This window comes from Herbidospora cretacea (genome assembly GCF_001570605.1).
GTDB lineage: Bacteria > Actinomycetota > Actinomycetes > Streptosporangiales > Streptosporangiaceae > Herbidospora > Herbidospora cretacea.
Genome location: NZ_BBXG01000021.1, coordinates 14,483 through 30,673, shown reverse-complemented (window position 1 = coordinate 30,673; position 16,191 = coordinate 14,483). Strand labels below are relative to the sequence as shown.

The following is a 16,191-nucleotide window of genomic DNA, read 5'->3' as shown; positions in this document are numbered from 1 at the left end:
GACGTCAGGAACCCAGCCCGGCCAGCTCTCGCTGGCCCTCGGTGAGCTGGGCGGCGACCGGGCCGGCCTCGCGGAAGCGGTTGAACCACTCCGTCACCGCGCGCTTGCGGTAGCGGCGCTTCCAGTACGCGGCCGTCTTCTCGTAGGCGTTGACGTGCTTGCGCTCCGACTTGGGCGCGCCCGACAGCTGGTAGCCGTAGGAGGTCAGCCGCTCGCCCATGACGGTCTCGCACAGCGAGATCTCCCACGGCTCCAGGCGGGTCGCCCAGGTGCCCGCGCGGGCGGTGGTGACCTCGCCGCGGGTGTTCTCGTGCCACGACTTGTGCGACGGGATCGTGTCGGCGACCTTGGACGGCTCGGTCATGGCCGGGTGGTAGTCCTCACCCAGGAAGGAGCACAGCTTCTTCAGTTCGAGCTCGGGGTCGGCCGTGAGGTCCTCGTACCGCATCTCGTAGTAGCTGTCGGGGCCGAGGCCGCACTTGCGGCCGAAGTCGATGGCCTCGCACCAGCGGTTGACCGCCTGGTAGATGTCCTCCTTGAACCAGGGCATCTCCTTCAGCGACGAGACGCAGTCGCGGCCGTCCCGGATGATGTGGATGATCTGGCAGTCGGGGAACATCGCGATGAGCGCGTCCATGTGCTTGATGTACGGCGGGCGCTTGTCGCCCCAGCGCGGCTTGCCGTGCTGCTCGCCGAACATCTTGTAGACCAGGCCGACGACCGAGCCCAGCGAGCCGGGGCCGTTCACGGCGCGCTCGATGAACTCGTTCTTGTCGATGCCGAGGTCGGCGAACTGGGTGCGGTTGCCGCCGGTGACCCACTGCGCCATCTCGCGGCGGCGCTCGGGGTTGCGCAGGTCGCCGAAGCGGCGGCGCCTGAGGTAGGCCTGCACGAGGATGCGCGTCTCCGGCGGGATCGCGATCCGTGGGTGGGCGTGCAGCATGAGCTGGAGGAGCGTGGTCCCCGAGCGGGGGCACGCGACGATGAAGATCGGCCGATCAGACAAGCACTTTCACCCTTTCCGGTACGACCCGGTCGGCCTCACGGGCCGCCAGCCAGGTGCGGTAGACGAGAGCGGCCTCGAACGCGGCCAGCAGCGCGCCCGTGGCGAGCGCGGTCCAGAACATCGCGGCCACCCCGAACAGGGGCGCGATGACGAAGATCGCCGCGTGGAACTCGATGCCGCTCATGAGATGGGTCCGGACCCGGCGCCGCCCGAGGAACAGGCGGAACCGGTCGAACCAGGGGAATCTGCGGCGGAAGGCCGACTGGAGATCGACGATGGACGCGTCCCGAGGGTCGGCCAGTGGATTGGCCAGCAGGACGTCCTCGACGAACACCGGGTCGCCGCCGGCCGCCCTGACCCGGTTGCGGGCCGCCTCCCTGACGTTGAGGAGCTGGGGGCCGTTGACGTACCGGAACAGATCCAGGGAGACGATCCCGGCCGCCAGCCACAGCGACTCGACGCCGCCCTGGCCCAGCGCGAAGCCGAACGCGCACGCCCCGACCCGCAGGCGGTCGCCCACGTAGTCGAGCCAGAGACCGAATGGGGATCCGGTCCCCTTCAGCCGGGCGATCTTGCCGTCCATGCAGTCGACCGTGAAGCTCAGGTAGAACAGCGCCGCGCCCGCGGCCAGCGAACCGGCCGCGAAGGACGCGGCCGAGACGACGCCGAGCAGCATCGACAGGCCGGTCAGCCCGTTGGGCGTGATCGAGGTGTGGTTGGCGGTCAGGAGCGCGAGCCGGCACGCGACCGGGTCGACCGCGAAGACGGTCCACCAGGAGTCCCGTGGCTTGCGCGTCGCCAGTATGTCGTCGAGCGTGAAGCCCCCCATGAACGTAAGAATGACTACGCCGAGTAGTCGTCAACGGGTTCTTCTGGGCTCCCCAGAGCATCTCGTTGCCACTTCTTGACCATTGCCCTGACGTGGGCAAAGCCCCCGCCAACGCGCTCAGGCGTCCGGTAGGGTCGCCGCATTCTTCGGGGGGAGAGCCATGCCGGTGTCTACGTTGTACCGACAGCTTCACAGCCGCCTGACAGCGCGCGAGCCGATGCCGCCCAAGGTGGCTCTGATCAGGCAGGACGCCAGTCCCGCACAGGCTTCGCGAGAGACTTTCGACCTGATCTGCCGGTCACTGTCCGGGTCGGCCATTCCGTTCTTCTGTGTACGGCCCATGCGCGGCCGTCCACCGGTCATCGCGGTGCGCGTGTCGTACCGACAACGGGCCATCACGTCGCTGGCCCGCCACGGGCTCTACGGCGCCAGGCTGCCGGGAGGCCGCCACAAGGTCGGCGAGCTGGGCAAGGTCCGGCAGCTGCGCCGCAGCGACATGGGCGACGCCAAGGCGGTCCGCCTGTGGCTCTACTACGCGAGCCCGTCGCGCACGCTCACGCTCGGCCCCGAGTCGGGCGTCGACCTGGAGTTCTGGTCGCGTGAGGGCGACATGCTGGTCGCGCCGCGGCCCAACCGGGTGTGCGAGGCGGTGCCGGTCCACGAGGAGACCGTCGACGCGCCGGAGACGCTGTTCAACCGGCTCGTCTCCGACAGCGCGCGGCTCTATCCGACGCGCCCGGAGTTCGCCTGCCGGCTGGTCGACGACGTCGACTTCCCGATCGACGCGGTCTACACCTGGGTCGACGGGAACGACCCGGCGTGGCGGGCCCGCAAGGAGCTGGCGCTCACCGGGGGGCTGTCCGACCTGGCCACGAGCGAGGCCCGGTTCGTCAGCCGCGACGAGCTGCGCTATTCGCTGCGGTCGCTGATGACGTACGCGCCCTGGATCAGGAACGTCTTCATCGTCACCGACCAGCAGAAGCCGTCGTGGCTGGTGGAGAGCGACCGGATCCGGGTGGTCGACCACCGGGAGATCTTCGCCGACGCCTCGGTGCTGCCGGTGTTCAACAGCCACGCGATCGAGTCGCGGCTGCACCACATCGAGGGGCTGTCGGAGCACTTCCTCTACCTGAACGACGACTTCTTCCTGGGCAAGGTGCTCTACCCGGAGACGTTCTTCGAGGGCAACGGCATCACCCGGTTCTTCCCGTCGATCGCGCAGGTCCCGTTCACGCTGAACGAGGACAACCCCGTCCACCAGGCCGGCATGAACAACCGCCGGATGCTGGAGGAGCTCTGCGGGCGCACGCTGACGCAGAAGATGAAGCACGTGCCCTACGCGCTGCGCCGGTCGCTGCTGTTCGAGCTGGAGAGCTGCTTCCCGGCGGCGTTCAAGGACGTCTCGGCGAGCCGGTTCCGGCGCTCCAGCGACATCTCGACGGCCTCGTCGCTGGCCCACTACTACGGCTACCTGACCGGCCGGGCGGTGCCGGGCCAGATCGACTACACCTATGTCGACCTGGCGCTGCCGAAGACGCCCGGCAAGCTGCGCCGCATGCTGGCCAACCGCGAGCACGACGCCTTCTGCCTCAACGACACGGCGCCGACGACAGCGGACCAGGACTCAGCCCTGGCCCGCTTCCTCGACGCCTACTACCCGATCCCTACTCCGTTCGAAAGCCACTGAGCAGGATGTCGACCACGCGGGACGACGCCCTCCCGTCGTCCCACGGGCAGAACTTCCGGCGGAACGCCCAGTAGCTCGGCGGCACCGCCGCCTCCCTGATCGCCTCGATGGTCTCGTCCGTGGTCCGCGTCAGCGGGCCCGGCGCCTCCTGCGCGAAGTCGAAGTAGAAGCCGCGCAGCGTGTCGCGGTAGCGCTCCAGGTCGTAGGTGAAGAAGACCATCGGCTTGCCGGTGCAGGCGAAGTCGAACATCGCCGAGGAGTAGTCGGTGACCAGCACGTCGGCCGCCAGGTAGAGGTCGGCGATCTCCGGGTAGCCGGTCACGTCGATCGCCGGCGAGGGCACCTTGGGCCGGTCGGTGATCAGGTGGTGGGCCCTGACGAGCACGACGTGGTCCTTGAGGGCGAACTGCATGCGGGCCAGGTCGAGCTCCATCTCCAGGCGGCGCTTCTTGCCCCGGTGGAGGTCGTCGCGCCACGTGGGGGCGTACAGGACCACCTTCTTGCCCGGCGGGACGCCGAGCCGCTTCCTGATCTGGAAGACCCGGTCGGCGGAGAACAGCGCGTCGTTGCGGGGGTAGCCCGTCGACAGCACCACGCCCCGGTAGCCGAACGCGCGCCGCATGATGGGCGTCGAGAACGGGTTCGGGGAGATCAGCAGGTCCCACTGCGGCACGTCGCGGGCCATCCAGTCGAGCAGCTCGGTCCGCCGGAACGGCAGGTCGCGCAGGTCGTGGCCGAGTTTCTTGAGCGGCGTGCCGTGCCAGGTCTGGAGGTAGGTCTGGCCCGGCGGCTTGGTGTACCAGTTCGGCTGGGTGCGGTTGCCGACCAGGTAGCGCGCCGTCGCCAGCGCGTGCTCGTGCTCCTTGGAGCCGTGCAGGACGACCCGGGAGTCCTCCGGCGTGTCGAACGAGCCGTCGCGGGTGACCCAGACGTACTCCAGCGGCAGGTCGCGCGACCGCATCTCGTCGAAGATCGCGCGCGGGTTGCACGAGGCCAGCCGGCCGCCGTAGGCGTCGAAGACGACGGTCTGCCGGATGGCGCTCTTCCTGAAGTGCTTCGCGGTCCCCCGGAGGCGGCGTTCGGCGAAGCGGCCGCGTTCGTCGTCCTCCAGCGCGGGCTGCACCACCACGAGGACCTCCCCTTCGAGTTCGGTACGGAACGACACCCGGTGCACCCCGATCCGGTGCGGAGACGGCGACACCCCCACGCGCAGGCGAAGGGGTGTGCCGTCGGTCTTCCTGATGCGCCAGACGCCCACCCGGGCGGGCGGCGTGATCAGGACGCGCCCGTCGTCGCCGGGCCGGTGGACGGTCTTCTGGAACACGAGCGGCTGGATCTTCCGCGTCCGCACCGCGATCCGGTCGCCGCTCCACTCGATCCAGGCGTGGCCCCGGTCCTTGGCCGGCCGCCGCAGAACCAGCCCGTCTTCGGTCAGGATCGGCTGATGGGCTCCGCCGACGGGATAGCGCCGATATCCGGTGTCCGGATGGGCCTGCGGCACGCCCTTCCTGACGACCGTGGTGTTGGTCACCGAGCAGTGCAGCGTCCAGCGCCCGCGCGGCACGCCGGCCAGGTCGATCGACGCCTCGAACCCGGCGTCGTCGTGGCAGGTCGCCGACTGGCCGGAGTCGGCGGTGGCGTCCATCCGCTTCACCCGCCTGACCTCCAGCGGCAGCTTGACGCCCTCGCGCTGGAGCCACAGGTCGACCGTGTCGCGGGAGCTGTCGAGATGGGTGATGTAGGCGTAGCCCCGGGCGGTCATCGTCGAGCCGTCCATCTCGACGCCGTCGACGACCGCCTTCAGCTCCATGTCGACCTTGGCGTCGTACACGGAGTCGGGGATCCCCTTCGCGGGGTCGCGCAGGTACGGGTAGTCCATGTACCAGCGGCGGCGCGAGAACCAGCCGTGGCGGACCGCGCCGGCGTCGCCGAGCGAGGCGCGGCGGAACATCCGGACCTCGCGGAGCTCGGACACCATCCGGTTGGCGGCCAGGTGGAGTTCGAGCCGCCGGATCGACGGCTGTCTCGCGATCGCCTTCGGGTGCAGCACGCCGAGGGTCTCGGCGAGCGAGTCGAGCAGCGCCTCCTGCTCCTCGCCCTCGGCCGTCTCCAGCGACTCCAGCAGGAACGACAGGTCGAACTCGGTCACCTGGAGGTCGTGCCGGGCCCACAGGCGGGGCGCGCGGTCCTTGAGAAACTCCGACACGTCCCGCATCGAGGCGAGCCGGTCGAGCACGTTGCCCGGCTCGGTCCGCCGCTGGGTGATCGAGCCGGTCCGGACGCGCCAGTGGTAGACCACGTCCGCAAGGACGTCGGTCGAGCCCGACAGGACGTGCGCCGGGATGGTGACCGGCGAGTCCTCGTAGGTGCGGGCCGGGAAGGTGAAGTCGTGCCGGTCCCAGAACTCGCGCCGGAAGACCTTGTTCCAGACGGTCCGGTCGCCGAGCAGCGCGCCGTGGCGGCGGATGTGGGTGCCGGTGATCGTGGTGGCGAACGCCTCGGCGTGCCCGGCCGAGGGCCGCAGCTTGCCGCTGACGATCCGCTTCACGTTGCCGCAGGCCAGGTCGGAGCCGGTGGCCTCCAGGCTGCCGACGAGCGTCGAGTAGGCCGTGCGGGGCAGCGTGTCGTCGCCGTCGGCGAAGGCCAGGTAGGTGCCCCGGGCCGCCCGCGCCCCCGCGTTCCGGGCGGGCCCGAGGCCCTGGTTCTCCTGCTCGATCAGGGTGAACCGGGGGTCGGCGGCGGCCCTCTCCTTGGCGATGACCGCGCTGCCGTCGGTCGAGCCGTCGTCGACCAGGATGTACTCGATGCTCTTGAGCCGCTGCTTGGCCAGCGAGTTGAGGCAGCGGCGCAGGAACGGCGCCACGTCGTGGAAGGGCACCACGACGGAAAGGGTCGGCCGGTTCGCGGGCTGGCTCATACGCCCACCAGCCGGCGCGCGAACCGCAGCGCCCGCCGCCACAGCGGCAGCCGGACGGGCTTCTTGACCAGGCCGTATTGGACCAGGCGGCGGCGCGGGAAGTAGCGCCAGCGCAGCTCCTTGGGCAGCTCCCGGACGGCCGCCTCGGCGCTGGCCCGTAGGTGCGGCATCCGCTTGCGCTGCGCGCAGTAGACGACGCCCTCGACCAGCCGGGGCAGCAGGTCGGGCGCCACCGGGGCCGGGACCAGCGCGCCGACCTTGGTCAGCTCGGGCACGCTCGCGTCGACGATCGTGAGGGCGACCCGGTTGCTGTTCTCGTAGGGCCGCAGCCGCTCCAGCACGCGCGGGCAGCCGACCGTGGCGACCGGGATGCCGAAGTAGTGGCGGGCGGTGATGAGGCCGGTGGAGAACGTGCCGACGACCAGGTCGGGCCGGTAGGCGGCGAAGCACGTCTCGGCCGGCACCGACTCGGGCACCACGCTGAGCTGCACGCCGAGCGACTCGGCCAGCGCCGTCATGCCGCGCACCTGGCGGCGGCCGGCCGACGGGTGGGGCTTGAACCGGACCGTGGTGAAGCCGCGGGCGACGACGCCGTGCAGCATCGCCGCGTGGATCGCCTCCTCCTCCTCCCACGAGATGATCTTGGCGTCGGACATGTACTGGCTGAGCAGCAGCGCGCCGCCGCGCCCGCCGACGGGCGTGACCGCGCTGACCTTGCCGACGATGTCGCGGAAGGCCACGTCGGGCACCGCCACCGCCGGGACCTTGTGCTCCGACAGCATCAGCGGCCGCATGCCCTCGATCAGGTCGAGGTAGAGCAGCCGCTCGACCCTTGCGCCGAGGTCGCCGGGGATGGCGTCGCGGGTCGGGCCGTAGCTCATCAGGCCCTCGGAGTAGACCGTGATCGGGCAGCCGGAGAAGATCTCGGCCAGCCCGCGCGCCGGGTAGGCGCCGATCGACTCGACGATCAGCTCGTCGGGGGCGTGCCCGTCGAGCAGCCGCTGGGTGAGCAGCCGCCGCAGCAGCGGCCCCTGCTCGGGCCTGACCCGCACGCGGACGGGGTGGTAGGGGGCGATCAGCTCGTTCCAGAAGTGCACGTGGTCGAACCGGTCGCCGATGGCGTCGAAGGCGGGCGTCCGGTGGAGGGGGGCGATCAGCTCGGGGACGGCCACGTTGTTCGACACGAGCAGCACGCGCCGCCCGGCCGGGCCGAACAGTCCGGCGTCGATGGCCGCGGCCAGCGTCATCGCGCCGAACAACGTCGAACAGTAGAAGAGCTGGGTTTTCAAGGCAGAAACCTCCTGAGCAGCTTCTCGCGGGCATGGCCCAGCGTCGGCAGGACCACCGCGAGGGCGTCCGGCGGGACCTCCCGCAGGGCGGCGGTGGCCCGGGTGGCGAAGGTGGCCGCGACCTCGGGCTTCAACCGCCCGCGCAGCTTGTGGTGGTAGGCGATCAGCGCGCACAGGTTGTGCGTCGCCTTGCGGACCAGCTCCGGGTCGTCCCCTTCGAGGTCGTGGATGACGCCGAGGTAGGCGTCGATGAAGTGCAGTTGCCGTTCGTCGCCGACCTGGGTGAGCGAGGCCTTCAGGCCCCGCCGGTAGAACACGCCGGTCAGCGAGGCGACGGCGAAGGTGGCGGCGTGGAGGTGGAGCCGCCACACCCAGGCCCGGTCCTCGGCGGTGGCCAGGGTGGGGTCGAACGTGAGCAGCCCCTGGCCGGCGAGGGAGCGCCGGTAGATCCCGGCCCACGGGACCGGGTAGTCGACCATGCCGAGGCGGCCCATCCCGGTGATGCCGTCGCGGGCCTTGAAGACGACGCCGCGCCGCTGCTCGGGGGCCCGGCGCACCTCACGGGTGGTGCCGGTCACCCGCACGTGGTCGACCCGGACGAAGTCGCAGCCGAGCCGCTCGATCGCGGTGACCAGCTGGGGCAGGTAGCCGGGGGCGTACCAGTCGTCGCCGTCGAGGTAGGTGACGTATTCGCCGGTCGCGGCCGACAGGCCCAGGTTGCGGGCCGCCGAGACGCCGGAGGAGGCGTCCCGGCCGATGACGGTCAGGCCCGGCAGGTCGCCGCGGAAGCTCTCGGCGATCTCCCGGGTCGCGTCGGCCGAGCCGTCGTCGACGACGATGAACTCGAAGTCGGCCCGCGCGTTGGCGCGCAGGGAGGTCAGGGCGTCGGCGATGTGGCGTTCGCCGTCCCTGACGGGAACGATCACCGAAAGGGTGGCGGCCATCCGGGGCAACTCCAACGGGCGGAACGGTGTGGTTACGGTGCGCTTACCCCGCAACCCTGCCGGTCACGGTGAGTCACGGCCGATCTCTTGACCCATCCTTGAGGCGCAGGTCACCCGCCCGTGGCGGGTGCGTGCTCGCCTCCCCCCGAAAGCCGGGATAACGTGACGCGATCGGTCAATCACGGAGAGAGTCGATGGCGAACAAGACGATCCTCACCGGCTGGGGCCGTACCTCCCCGAGCGTCGCCGAGCTGCTGCGGCCGGAGGCGGAGGCGGAGCTGGCCTCGCTGGTCCTGGCCCCGGGCGGGCGCGGGGTGATCGCGCGCGGCCTGGGCCGCAGCTACGGCGATCCGGCCCAGAACGCGGGCGGGATGGTGCTCGACATGACCGCGCTGGCCGCGATCGGCCCGGTCCGCGACGGCTACGTCACGGTCGAGGCCGGGGTGAGCCTCCACCGGCTCATGCGCGAGCTGGTGCCCGAGGGGTGGGTCCCGCCGGTCATCCCGGCGACCCGGCAGGTGACCGTGGGCGGCGCGATCGCCGCCGACATCCACGGCCGCAACCACCACGCCGACGGCTCCTTCGGCCGCCACGTCACCGCCCTCGACCTGCTGGGCCCCGACGGCGTGACCCGCACGCTCACCCACGACGACCCCGACTTCTGGGCGACCGTGGGCGGCATGGGCCTGACCGGGGTGATCACCAAGGCCACGATCAGGCTGCTGCCGATCGAGACCTCCCGCATGATCGTCAACACCTGGAAGTGCCGGGACCTCGACGCGGTGATGGCCCGGCTGGCCGAGGCCGACGTCGCCCACCGCTACACCGCCGCCTGGCTCGACTGCCTGTCGCCGCAGGGCCGGGGCGTCGTCGAGGGGGCAGACCACGCGCGACAGGGCGCGGCCCGCTCGTTCCGGGCCCGGCCGTTCGAGGCCTCCCCCGGGTTCCTGCCGGTCGGGCTGCTCAACCGCCACACCATGGGCCTGGTCAACCGGGGCCTGTTCGTGACGGCGAAACGCCAGTCGGTGCAGGTCAGACCGCTGGCCTCGTTCTTCCACCCGCTCGACCGCGTGGGCCACTGGAACCGCTTCTACGGGCCGCGCGGGCTGGTGCAGTACCAGTTCGTGCTGCCGCTGGGGGCCGAGCAGACCCTCGTGAAGATCGTCGAACGGATCAGGCGCAGCCACGCCGCGTCGTTCCAGACCGTGCTCAAGCGGTTCGGGCCGGGCAGCGGCGGCTGGCTGTCGTTCCCGACGCCCGGGTGGTCGCTGGCGCTCGACTTCCCGACCACCACCAAGGGGCTGGCCTGGCTGCTCGACCGGCTCGACGAGGCGGTGGCCGAGGCGGGCGGGCGGGTCTACCTGGCCAAGGACTCGCGGCTGCGGCCCGAGCTGCTGCCGGTGATGTACCCGGGGCTGGCCGCCTTCCGGGAGCGGCGCAGGGAGCTCGATCCGCGCCTGGTCTTCCAGTCAGATCTCGCCAGGAGGTTGTCGTTGTGAAGAACGCGTTCGGCGAACCGCAGAGCCTGCTGCTCGTCGGCGGGGCCTCGGAGATCGCGATGGCGACGGCGATGCGGCTGGTCCGCCGCCGGGTCCACCGGGTGATCCTGGCCGGGCGGCCCTCGCCGGCCCGCGACGCCGCGGCGGTCCGGCTGGCCGAGGCGGGCGCCACGGTCGAGACGGCCGACTTCGACGCGTTCCGGGTCGAGGAGCACGCCAAGGTGATCGGCGACGTGTTCGCCACCGGCGACGTCGACGTGGCCCTGGTGGCCTGCGGCCTGCTGGGCGACACCGACCTCGACCCGCTCAAGGCGGCCGACGTGGCGATGGTCAACTACGTGGGGGCGATGACCGCCGCGATCGTCTGCGCCGAGGCGATGCGCCGCCAGACCCACGGCGCACTGGTGGTCTTCTCATCGGTCTCCGCCGGGCGTCCGTCCCCGCGCGACTTCCTGTACGCCTCCGCCAAGTCGGGCCTGGACACCTTCGCCCGGGGCCTGGCCGGGGCGCTGCGCGGATCGGGCGTCCACGTGATGGTGGTCCGGCCCGGCTTCGTCCGGACCAAGCTGACCAGAGGGGTCACCCCGCCCGCTTTCGCGACGAGCCCCGAGACCGTGGCGGGCGCGATCCTCGACGGGCTGCGTGCGAAGACGCAGGTCGTCTGGGTGCCGGGCATCCTCGGACAGCTCATGCGGCTGCCCGGATCCCTCATTCGCCGCATCACCGGGTGACGTACCTCAGAAATCTCCCAAGAACGGGCGTTACGCTTCGGGCTTGAGTGAAGCCTTTTTAACCTGAAGCCCGTGAGACGCAGGAGACTGTGATGCGCCGCCTGATCCCCGCCCTCGCCGCAGTCGCGATGGTGATCACCGTGCCGGCCGCGCCCGCCGTGGCGGCGCCGAAGAAGGCACCCAAGAAGCCTTTCTGCGCGACCCACAAATGCCTGGCGCTGACCTTCGACGACGGCCCGGGGCCCCACACGACCCGGCTGCTGGCCACCCTGAAGAAGTACAACGCCAAGGCCACGTTCTTCGTGATCGGCCGCGAGGTGAACAGGCACCAGACGCTGCTGAAGACCATCGCCAAGGCCGGCCACCAGATCGGCAACCACACCTGGACCCACCCGTGGCTGACCGAGCTGACCCGGACCGAGGTCTACGACGAGGTCAACGAGACCCAGAAGCTCATCAAGAAGGTCACCGGCAAGAACCCGACGGTGATGCGCGCCCCCGGCGGCCTGACCGACGACACCGTCCGGGAGATCGCCGCGAAGCTGAACATGGTGCTGATCCCCGGCACGACCTCGACCGGCGACTGGGTCGTGGAGAACCGCCAGGTCGGCCTGCTGACCTCCAAGGCCCTCGAAGTGGCCGGGCGGGGCGAGGTCATCCTGATGCACGAGACCGTCAAGGAGACCGTCGACTCGATGCCGAAGGTGCTGGCCACGCTGAAGAAGCAGGGCTACTACTTCGTCACCGCCTCGACCCTGCTGGAGGGCGTCAAGCTGACGCCCGGCCTGTCCTACCCCGTCCCGCCGCCCGCCCCGGAGGGCAGCGACGAGGCCGACGACGACGGCCAGTTGCTGGAGGACGAGGACGACCCGTTCGGCGGCCAGCCCGCCGGCGAGGTCTGAGCCTTGACAAGGCGCCTGCCCAGGCTCTGGGCAGGCAGTTCGACCCACCGGTAGGTCGCCCAGCTCACCAGCAGCACCACGGCCAGATAGCCCGCCGCCAGCAGCACACGCTCCCCCAGCGGCTTGGACATCATGTGGCCGAACACGATCGGCACCATCCGCAGGATCGGGTGGTGGACGAGGTAGACCGAGTAGCTGATCAGCCCGAGCCAGACGAACACCCTCGGCAGGGTCCGGTGGCGCAGCGCCCGCCCGGCCCAGAAGGTCGCCCCGGCCAGCACCAGCGTGGTGATCCACACGGGCGGCTGCACCCACCACCACCCGGCCGCGATGGCCCAGGCCGGGCTGATCGCCACCAGCGCGAACGCGGCGAACACCGGCCACAGCGGGCCGGTGCCCTTCTCCCAGCGGTAGATGGCGGTCCCGGCGAACATCATCGCGAGGATCGCCGCCCCGAACCACGGCACGTAGGACGACCCGACCAGCAGCACCAGGGCCATCGCGCCGAGGACGTAAGCGGCGGCTGTCGCCATCCTGGTGAACAGGGCCACCATGCCGGCCACGAACACCACGCCCGACACCACGGCGGGCCAGGGTCCGCCCAGCCAGGGCGCCCCGATCACCAGCCCGGCGACCACGGCGAGCCCGCCGAAGGCGATGGCGTACCACCCGCTGAACCGGTGGACGCCCTTCACGAACAGCGCCGTGACGACCAGGTAGAACACCATCTCGTACGACAGCGTCCACATCGGGTCGGCCAGCCCGCCGACGTGGACGACGTCGAGCAGCATCGACACGTGGGCGAGCACCCCGGAGGCGTCACGGGGCACCTGCTCGCGGATCGGCACCCACAGCCCCACCAGCAGCGCGATCGCGCAGACCAGCAGGAAGAGCGGGTAGAGCCGGAACAGCCGGCTGGTCCAGAAGGCCCGCACGTCTCCCCGCCCCTCCAGCGAGGCGGGGATGATGTAGCCGCTGACCAGGAAGAACACCACCACGCCGTACATGCCCACGTTCATGAACGTGGGCCGCAACGGCGGATAGACCCAGGGGAGCAGGTGTTCGGCCACCACGGCGAGCGCGCCGATTCCGCGCAACGCGTCGAGCCAGGCCAGGCGGGTAGACGTGGTCACCGGGGCCAATCTACCCCGACCTGGACTATTCCCACTCGATGGTGCCCGGCGGCTTGCTGGTGACGTCGAGGGTGACCCGGTTGATCTCGCGGACCTCGTTGGTGATCCGCGTCGAGATGCGGGCCAGCACGTCGTAGGGCACCCGCGACCAGTCGGCCGTCATCGCGTCCTCGGAGCTCACCGGCCGCAGCACGACCGGGTGGCCGTAGGTGCGGCCGTCGCCCTGCACGCCCACCGAGCGCACGTCGGCCAGCAGCACCACCGGGCACTGCCAGATGTCGCGGTCGAGCCCGGCGCGGGTCAGCTCCTCACGGGCGATCGCGTCGGCCTCGCGCAGGATCTCCAGCCGGTCGTGGGTGACCTCGCCGATGATCCGGATGCCGAGGCCCGGCCCAGGGAACGGCTGCCGCCACACCATCGCGGCGGGCAGGCCGAGCTGCTCGCCCGCCCGGCGCACCTCGTCTTTGAACAGGGCGCGCAGCGGCTCGACCAGGTCGAACTGGAGGTCGTCGGGCAGGCCGCCGACGTTGTGGTGGCTCTTGATGTTGGCGGTGCCGGTGCCGCCGCCCGACTCGACGACGTCGGGGTAGAGCGTGCCCTGCACCAGGAAGTCGACCGGGCCGTCGGCCACGATCGCGCGCTGCTCGTCCTCGAAGACCCGGATGAACTCACGGCCGATGATCTTGCGCTTCTCCTCGGGGTCGGTCACCCCGGACAGCGCCTTGAGGAACCGCTCGGACGCGTCGACCACCCGCAGCTTCACGCCGGTGATCTCCACGAAGTCACGCTCGACCTGCTCGGCCTCGCCCTTGCGCAGCAGCCCGTGGTCGACGAACACACAGGTCAGCCGGTCGCCGATGGCCCGCTGCACCATCGCGGCGGCCACGGCGGAGTCGACCCCGCCCGACAGCGCGCAGATGGCCCGGCCGTCGCCGATCTTCGCCCGGACCGCCTCGACGGCGTCTTCGACGATGTTCAGCATGGTCCAGCTTGGCCGGCACCCGGCCGCGTCGAGGAACGCCTTGAGCACCTTCTGGCCGTGGTCGGTGTGCATGACCTCGGGGTGGAACTGCACGCCGTAGAAGCCCCGGGCGGGGTCTTCGAACCCGGCGACCGGGGTCTCGCCGGTCGAGGCGGTGACCGTGAACCCGGCCGGGGCCTCGGCGACCGCGTCGCCGTGGGACATCCAGACCTGCTGGGAGACCGGCAGCATGTCGAACAGGCGCCCCGGCTCGACGACGGTCAGGTCGGTGCGGCCGAACTCGGCGATCCCGGTCTTGGCGACCGTGCCGCCGAGGGCCTGCGCCATGACCTGGAAGCCGTAGCAGATGCCGAACGTGGGGACGCCCGTCTCGAACAGCCCCTCGGGGGCGGCGGGGGCCCCTTCGGCGTAGACCGAGGACGGCCCGCCGGACAGGATGATCGCCTTCGGCTTCTTGGCCAGCATCTCCGCCACCGGCATCGTCGAGGGGACGATCTCGGAGTAGACCTGACATTCACGTACCCGGCGGGCGATCAACTGGGCGTACTGCGCCCCGAAGTCGACGACCAGGACCGTGTCGAAATCTGACACAGGAGGACTCCCTGAAGATGAACCGGCGGTCCCGCCAGTCTACCGGGGGTCATTTGAGCCGCAGCCTCTTCATCGCCTTGAGCAGGGTGACCAGGGTGTCCGCATATGTCTCGTAGGGCATGCCGAGGATCGGGTCGAAGCCGAGCCACGACGCCTGGGTGGAGATCGTCTGGCTCTCGGTGAACTTGAGCAGGCCCTCGGAGCCGTGGCGGCGGCCCAGGCCGGAGTTCTTCATGCCGCCCATCGGGGCGTCGAACGAGCCGTACGCCGAGGCGTAGCCTTCGTTGACGTTGACGGTGCCGGCCTTGATGCGGGCGGCCAGGGCGCGGCCCTTGGCGGGGTCGCCGGTCCAGACGGAGGCGTTGAGGCCGTAGGCGGTGTCGTTGGCCAGGTCGAGCGCCTCGGCGACGTCGCGGAAGCGGTAGAGGGCCACGACCGGGCCGAAGGTCTCCTCGCGGCACAGGGCCATGTCGTCGGTGACGTTCGCGAGGACGGTCGGCTCGTAGAAGAACGGGCCCAGGTCGGGGCGGACCCGGCCGCCGGTGAGGACCTTCGCGCCCTTGGCGACCGCGTCGTCCACGTGGGCGGCGACGGAGTCGAGCTGGCGCTGGGAGGTGAGGGAGCCCATCTGGGTGGCCCAGTCGTGGCCGGGGGCGATGCTCATGTTCCGGACCGCGCGGGTGAACCGCTCGGCGAACAGGTCGTAGACGCCGTCGTGGACGTAGAGACGCTCGATCGACACGCACAGCTGCCCGGCGTTGGTGAAGCAGGCCCTGATCGCGCCCTGGGTGGTCCGGTCGAGGTCGGCGTCGTCCAGGACGATCATGGGGTTCTTGCCGCCGAGCTCCAGCGAGCAGCCGATCAGCCGCTTGGCGGCGGCCTCGGCGACCGCGCGCCCGGCCCGGGTGGAGCCGGTGAAGGCGACGTAGTCGGCCCCGTCGATCAGGGGCTCGCCGATGTCGGCCGGGTCGCCGATCACGACCTGCCAGATCTCCGGCGGCATGCCGAGCTCGGTCAGCAGGTCGATGGTCCACAGCGTGGACAGCGAGGTCTGGGTGTCGGGCTTGTGGACCACCGCGTTCCCGGCCATCAGCGCCGGCACGACGTCGCTCACCCCCAGCGACAGGGGGTAGTTCCACGGGCTGATCAGGGCGACGACGCCGCGCGGGTGGCGTACCTCCACGGTCCGGGTGGCCAGCGGGAACGGCCCGCGGCGGGCGTGCGGCGCGAGCAGGCCGGGGGCCTTGCGCACGTAGTGGAGGCCGCTCGCGGCGACGTCGAGGACCTCCTCGTAGGCGTGGCGGCGCGCCTTGCCGGTCTCCCACTGGACGATGTCGAGGATCTCGGCGCGGCGGTCGAAGATCGCGTCGTGCAGCCGCTCGAACGGCTTGATCCGGTCTTTCACCGGCAGCTCGGCCCAGGCCTCCTGGGCCTCCCGGGCCTTCTGGTGGGCCAGGCGCACGTCCTCGGCCGACGAGATCGGCACCTCGGCCAGCGGCTCGCCGGTGAAGGGCGTGACCACGGTCCGGGTCTTGCCCTCCGACGTGACGTGGCGGAGGAGACGGTCGAGCAGCGCGGGGTCGGGCACCCGGGTTTCACCAGCCATACCGGCGAGACTATTCCGGAGCGAGGCTCATGACTACCGGCGGGTACGGTCAATTCGCAACGCCGTGTCATCGGC

At 70.8% G+C, this 16,191-nt stretch carries 12 protein-coding genes; 4 read left to right on the top strand and 8 right to left on the bottom strand.

Annotated features, from left to right (window positions below; all coding sequences use genetic code 11):
* Positions 1-4: 4 nt before the first annotated feature.
* Entirely contained in the window at positions 5-1,006 is a 1,002-nt protein-coding gene (locus AW270_RS30840) for a sulfotransferase family protein (RefSeq protein WP_061299647.1), read from the bottom strand.
* Positions 999-1,835, bottom strand: coding sequence for a CDP-alcohol phosphatidyltransferase family protein (locus tag AW270_RS30835; protein ID WP_061299646.1), 837 nt, complete (start codon positions 1,833-1,835; stop codon positions 999-1,001). Before AW270_RS30835 ends, AW270_RS30840 begins: the two co-directional genes overlap by 8 nt.
* 340 nt (positions 1,836-2,175) lie before the next feature.
* Here AW270_RS30835 and AW270_RS30830 point away from each other — a divergent pair, with 340 nt between their 5' ends.
* Positions 2,176-3,522 carry a stealth family protein gene (locus AW270_RS30830; RefSeq protein WP_061299645.1) on the top strand — a complete coding sequence of 449 codons (1,347 nt, stop codon included), beginning with the start codon at positions 2,176-2,178 and terminating at the stop codon, positions 3,520-3,522.
* On the opposite strand, the gene AW270_RS30825 is transcribed toward AW270_RS30830, so the two are convergent.
* Genes AW270_RS30825 through AW270_RS30815 form a run of 3 tightly spaced genes read right to left on the bottom strand, consistent with a single transcriptional unit; the run spans position 3,500 to position 8,672 of the window.
* On the bottom strand, positions 3,500-6,439 hold the full coding sequence (locus tag AW270_RS30825; RefSeq protein WP_061299644.1) for a bifunctional glycosyltransferase/CDP-glycerol:glycerophosphate glycerophosphotransferase: 2,940 nt from the start codon (positions 6,437-6,439) through the stop codon (positions 3,500-3,502). The genes AW270_RS30830 and AW270_RS30825 overlap by 23 nt on opposite strands.
* Positions 6,436-7,728: a polysialyltransferase family glycosyltransferase gene (locus AW270_RS30820; protein ID WP_245674935.1), complete on the bottom strand. Its 1,293-nt coding sequence runs from the start codon at positions 7,726-7,728 to the stop codon at positions 6,436-6,438. The genes AW270_RS30825 and AW270_RS30820 overlap by 4 nt, the downstream gene beginning before the upstream one ends.
* Positions 7,725-8,672 carry a glycosyltransferase family 2 protein gene (locus tag AW270_RS30815; protein ID WP_061299643.1) on the bottom strand — a complete coding sequence of 316 codons (948 nt, stop codon included), beginning with the start codon at positions 8,670-8,672 and terminating at the stop codon, positions 7,725-7,727. Before AW270_RS30815 ends, AW270_RS30820 begins: the two co-directional genes overlap by 4 nt.
* Positions 8,673-8,866: 194 nt before the next feature.
* Between AW270_RS30815 and dprE1 the strand changes: the two genes are divergently transcribed.
* The 3 genes from dprE1 (at position 8,867) to AW270_RS30800 (ending at position 11,804) form a co-directional block, all read left to right on the top strand.
* Complete coding sequence (gene dprE1 / locus AW270_RS30810) at positions 8,867-10,171, top strand: FAD-binding oxidoreductase (protein ID WP_061299642.1); 1,305 nt, start codon at positions 8,867-8,869, stop codon at positions 10,169-10,171.
* On the top strand, positions 10,168-10,902 hold the full coding sequence (gene dprE2, locus AW270_RS30805; RefSeq protein WP_061299641.1) for a decaprenylphospho-beta-D-erythro-pentofuranosid-2-ulose 2-reductase: 735 nt from the start codon (positions 10,168-10,170) through the stop codon (positions 10,900-10,902). Before dprE1 ends, dprE2 begins: the two co-directional genes overlap by 4 nt.
* 92 nt (positions 10,903-10,994) lie before the next feature.
* The gene (locus tag AW270_RS30800; RefSeq protein ID WP_061299640.1) at positions 10,995-11,804 is read left to right on the top strand and encodes a polysaccharide deacetylase family protein; all 810 of its coding nucleotides are present in this window, start codon (positions 10,995-10,997) and stop codon (positions 11,802-11,804) included.
* On the opposite strand, the gene AW270_RS30795 is transcribed toward AW270_RS30800, so the two are convergent.
* The 3 genes from AW270_RS30795 to AW270_RS30785 are packed head-to-tail and all read right to left on the bottom strand — an operon-like array spanning position 11,693 to position 16,116.
* Positions 11,693-12,937 (bottom strand): acyltransferase family protein, encoded by a 1,245-nt coding sequence (locus AW270_RS30795; protein ID WP_063819400.1) that lies wholly within the window; start codon positions 12,935-12,937, stop codon positions 11,693-11,695. The two genes, AW270_RS30800 and AW270_RS30795, sit on opposite strands and share 112 nt — an antisense overlap.
* Before the next feature lie 25 nt (positions 12,938-12,962).
* Complete coding sequence (guaA, locus tag AW270_RS30790; protein WP_061299638.1) at positions 12,963-14,510, bottom strand: glutamine-hydrolyzing GMP synthase; 1,548 nt, start codon at positions 14,508-14,510, stop codon at positions 12,963-12,965.
* A gap of 49 nt (positions 14,511-14,559) precedes the next feature.
* Complete coding sequence (locus tag AW270_RS30785) at positions 14,560-16,116, bottom strand: succinic semialdehyde dehydrogenase (RefSeq protein WP_061299637.1); 1,557 nt, start codon at positions 16,114-16,116, stop codon at positions 14,560-14,562.
* Between the last annotated feature and the right edge of the window lie 75 nt (positions 16,117-16,191).

Bases quoted from the DNA above. Each gene is read 5' to 3' on its own strand.
- AW270_RS30835 (WP_061299646.1), bottom strand. From the start codon at position 1,835: ATGGGGGGCTTCACGCTCGACGACATACTGGCGACGCGCAAGCCACGG.
- AW270_RS30830 (WP_061299645.1), top strand. From the start codon at position 2,176: ATGCGCGGCCGTCCACCGGTCATCGCGGTGCGCGTGTCGTACCGACAA.
- AW270_RS30825 (WP_061299644.1), bottom strand. From the start codon at position 6,439: ATGAGCCAGCCCGCGAACCGGCCGACCCTTTCCGTCGTGGTGCCCTTC.
- AW270_RS30815 (WP_061299643.1), bottom strand. From the start codon at position 8,672: ATGGCCGCCACCCTTTCGGTGATCGTTCCCGTCAGGGACGGCGAACGC.
- dprE1 (WP_061299642.1), top strand. From the start codon at position 8,867: ATGGCGAACAAGACGATCCTCACCGGCTGGGGCCGTACCTCCCCGAGC.
- AW270_RS30800 (WP_061299640.1), top strand. From the start codon at position 10,995: ATGCGCCGCCTGATCCCCGCCCTCGCCGCAGTCGCGATGGTGATCACC.
- AW270_RS30785 (WP_061299637.1), bottom strand. From the start codon at position 16,116: ATGGCTGGTGAAACCCGGGTGCCCGACCCCGCGCTGCTCGACCGTCTC.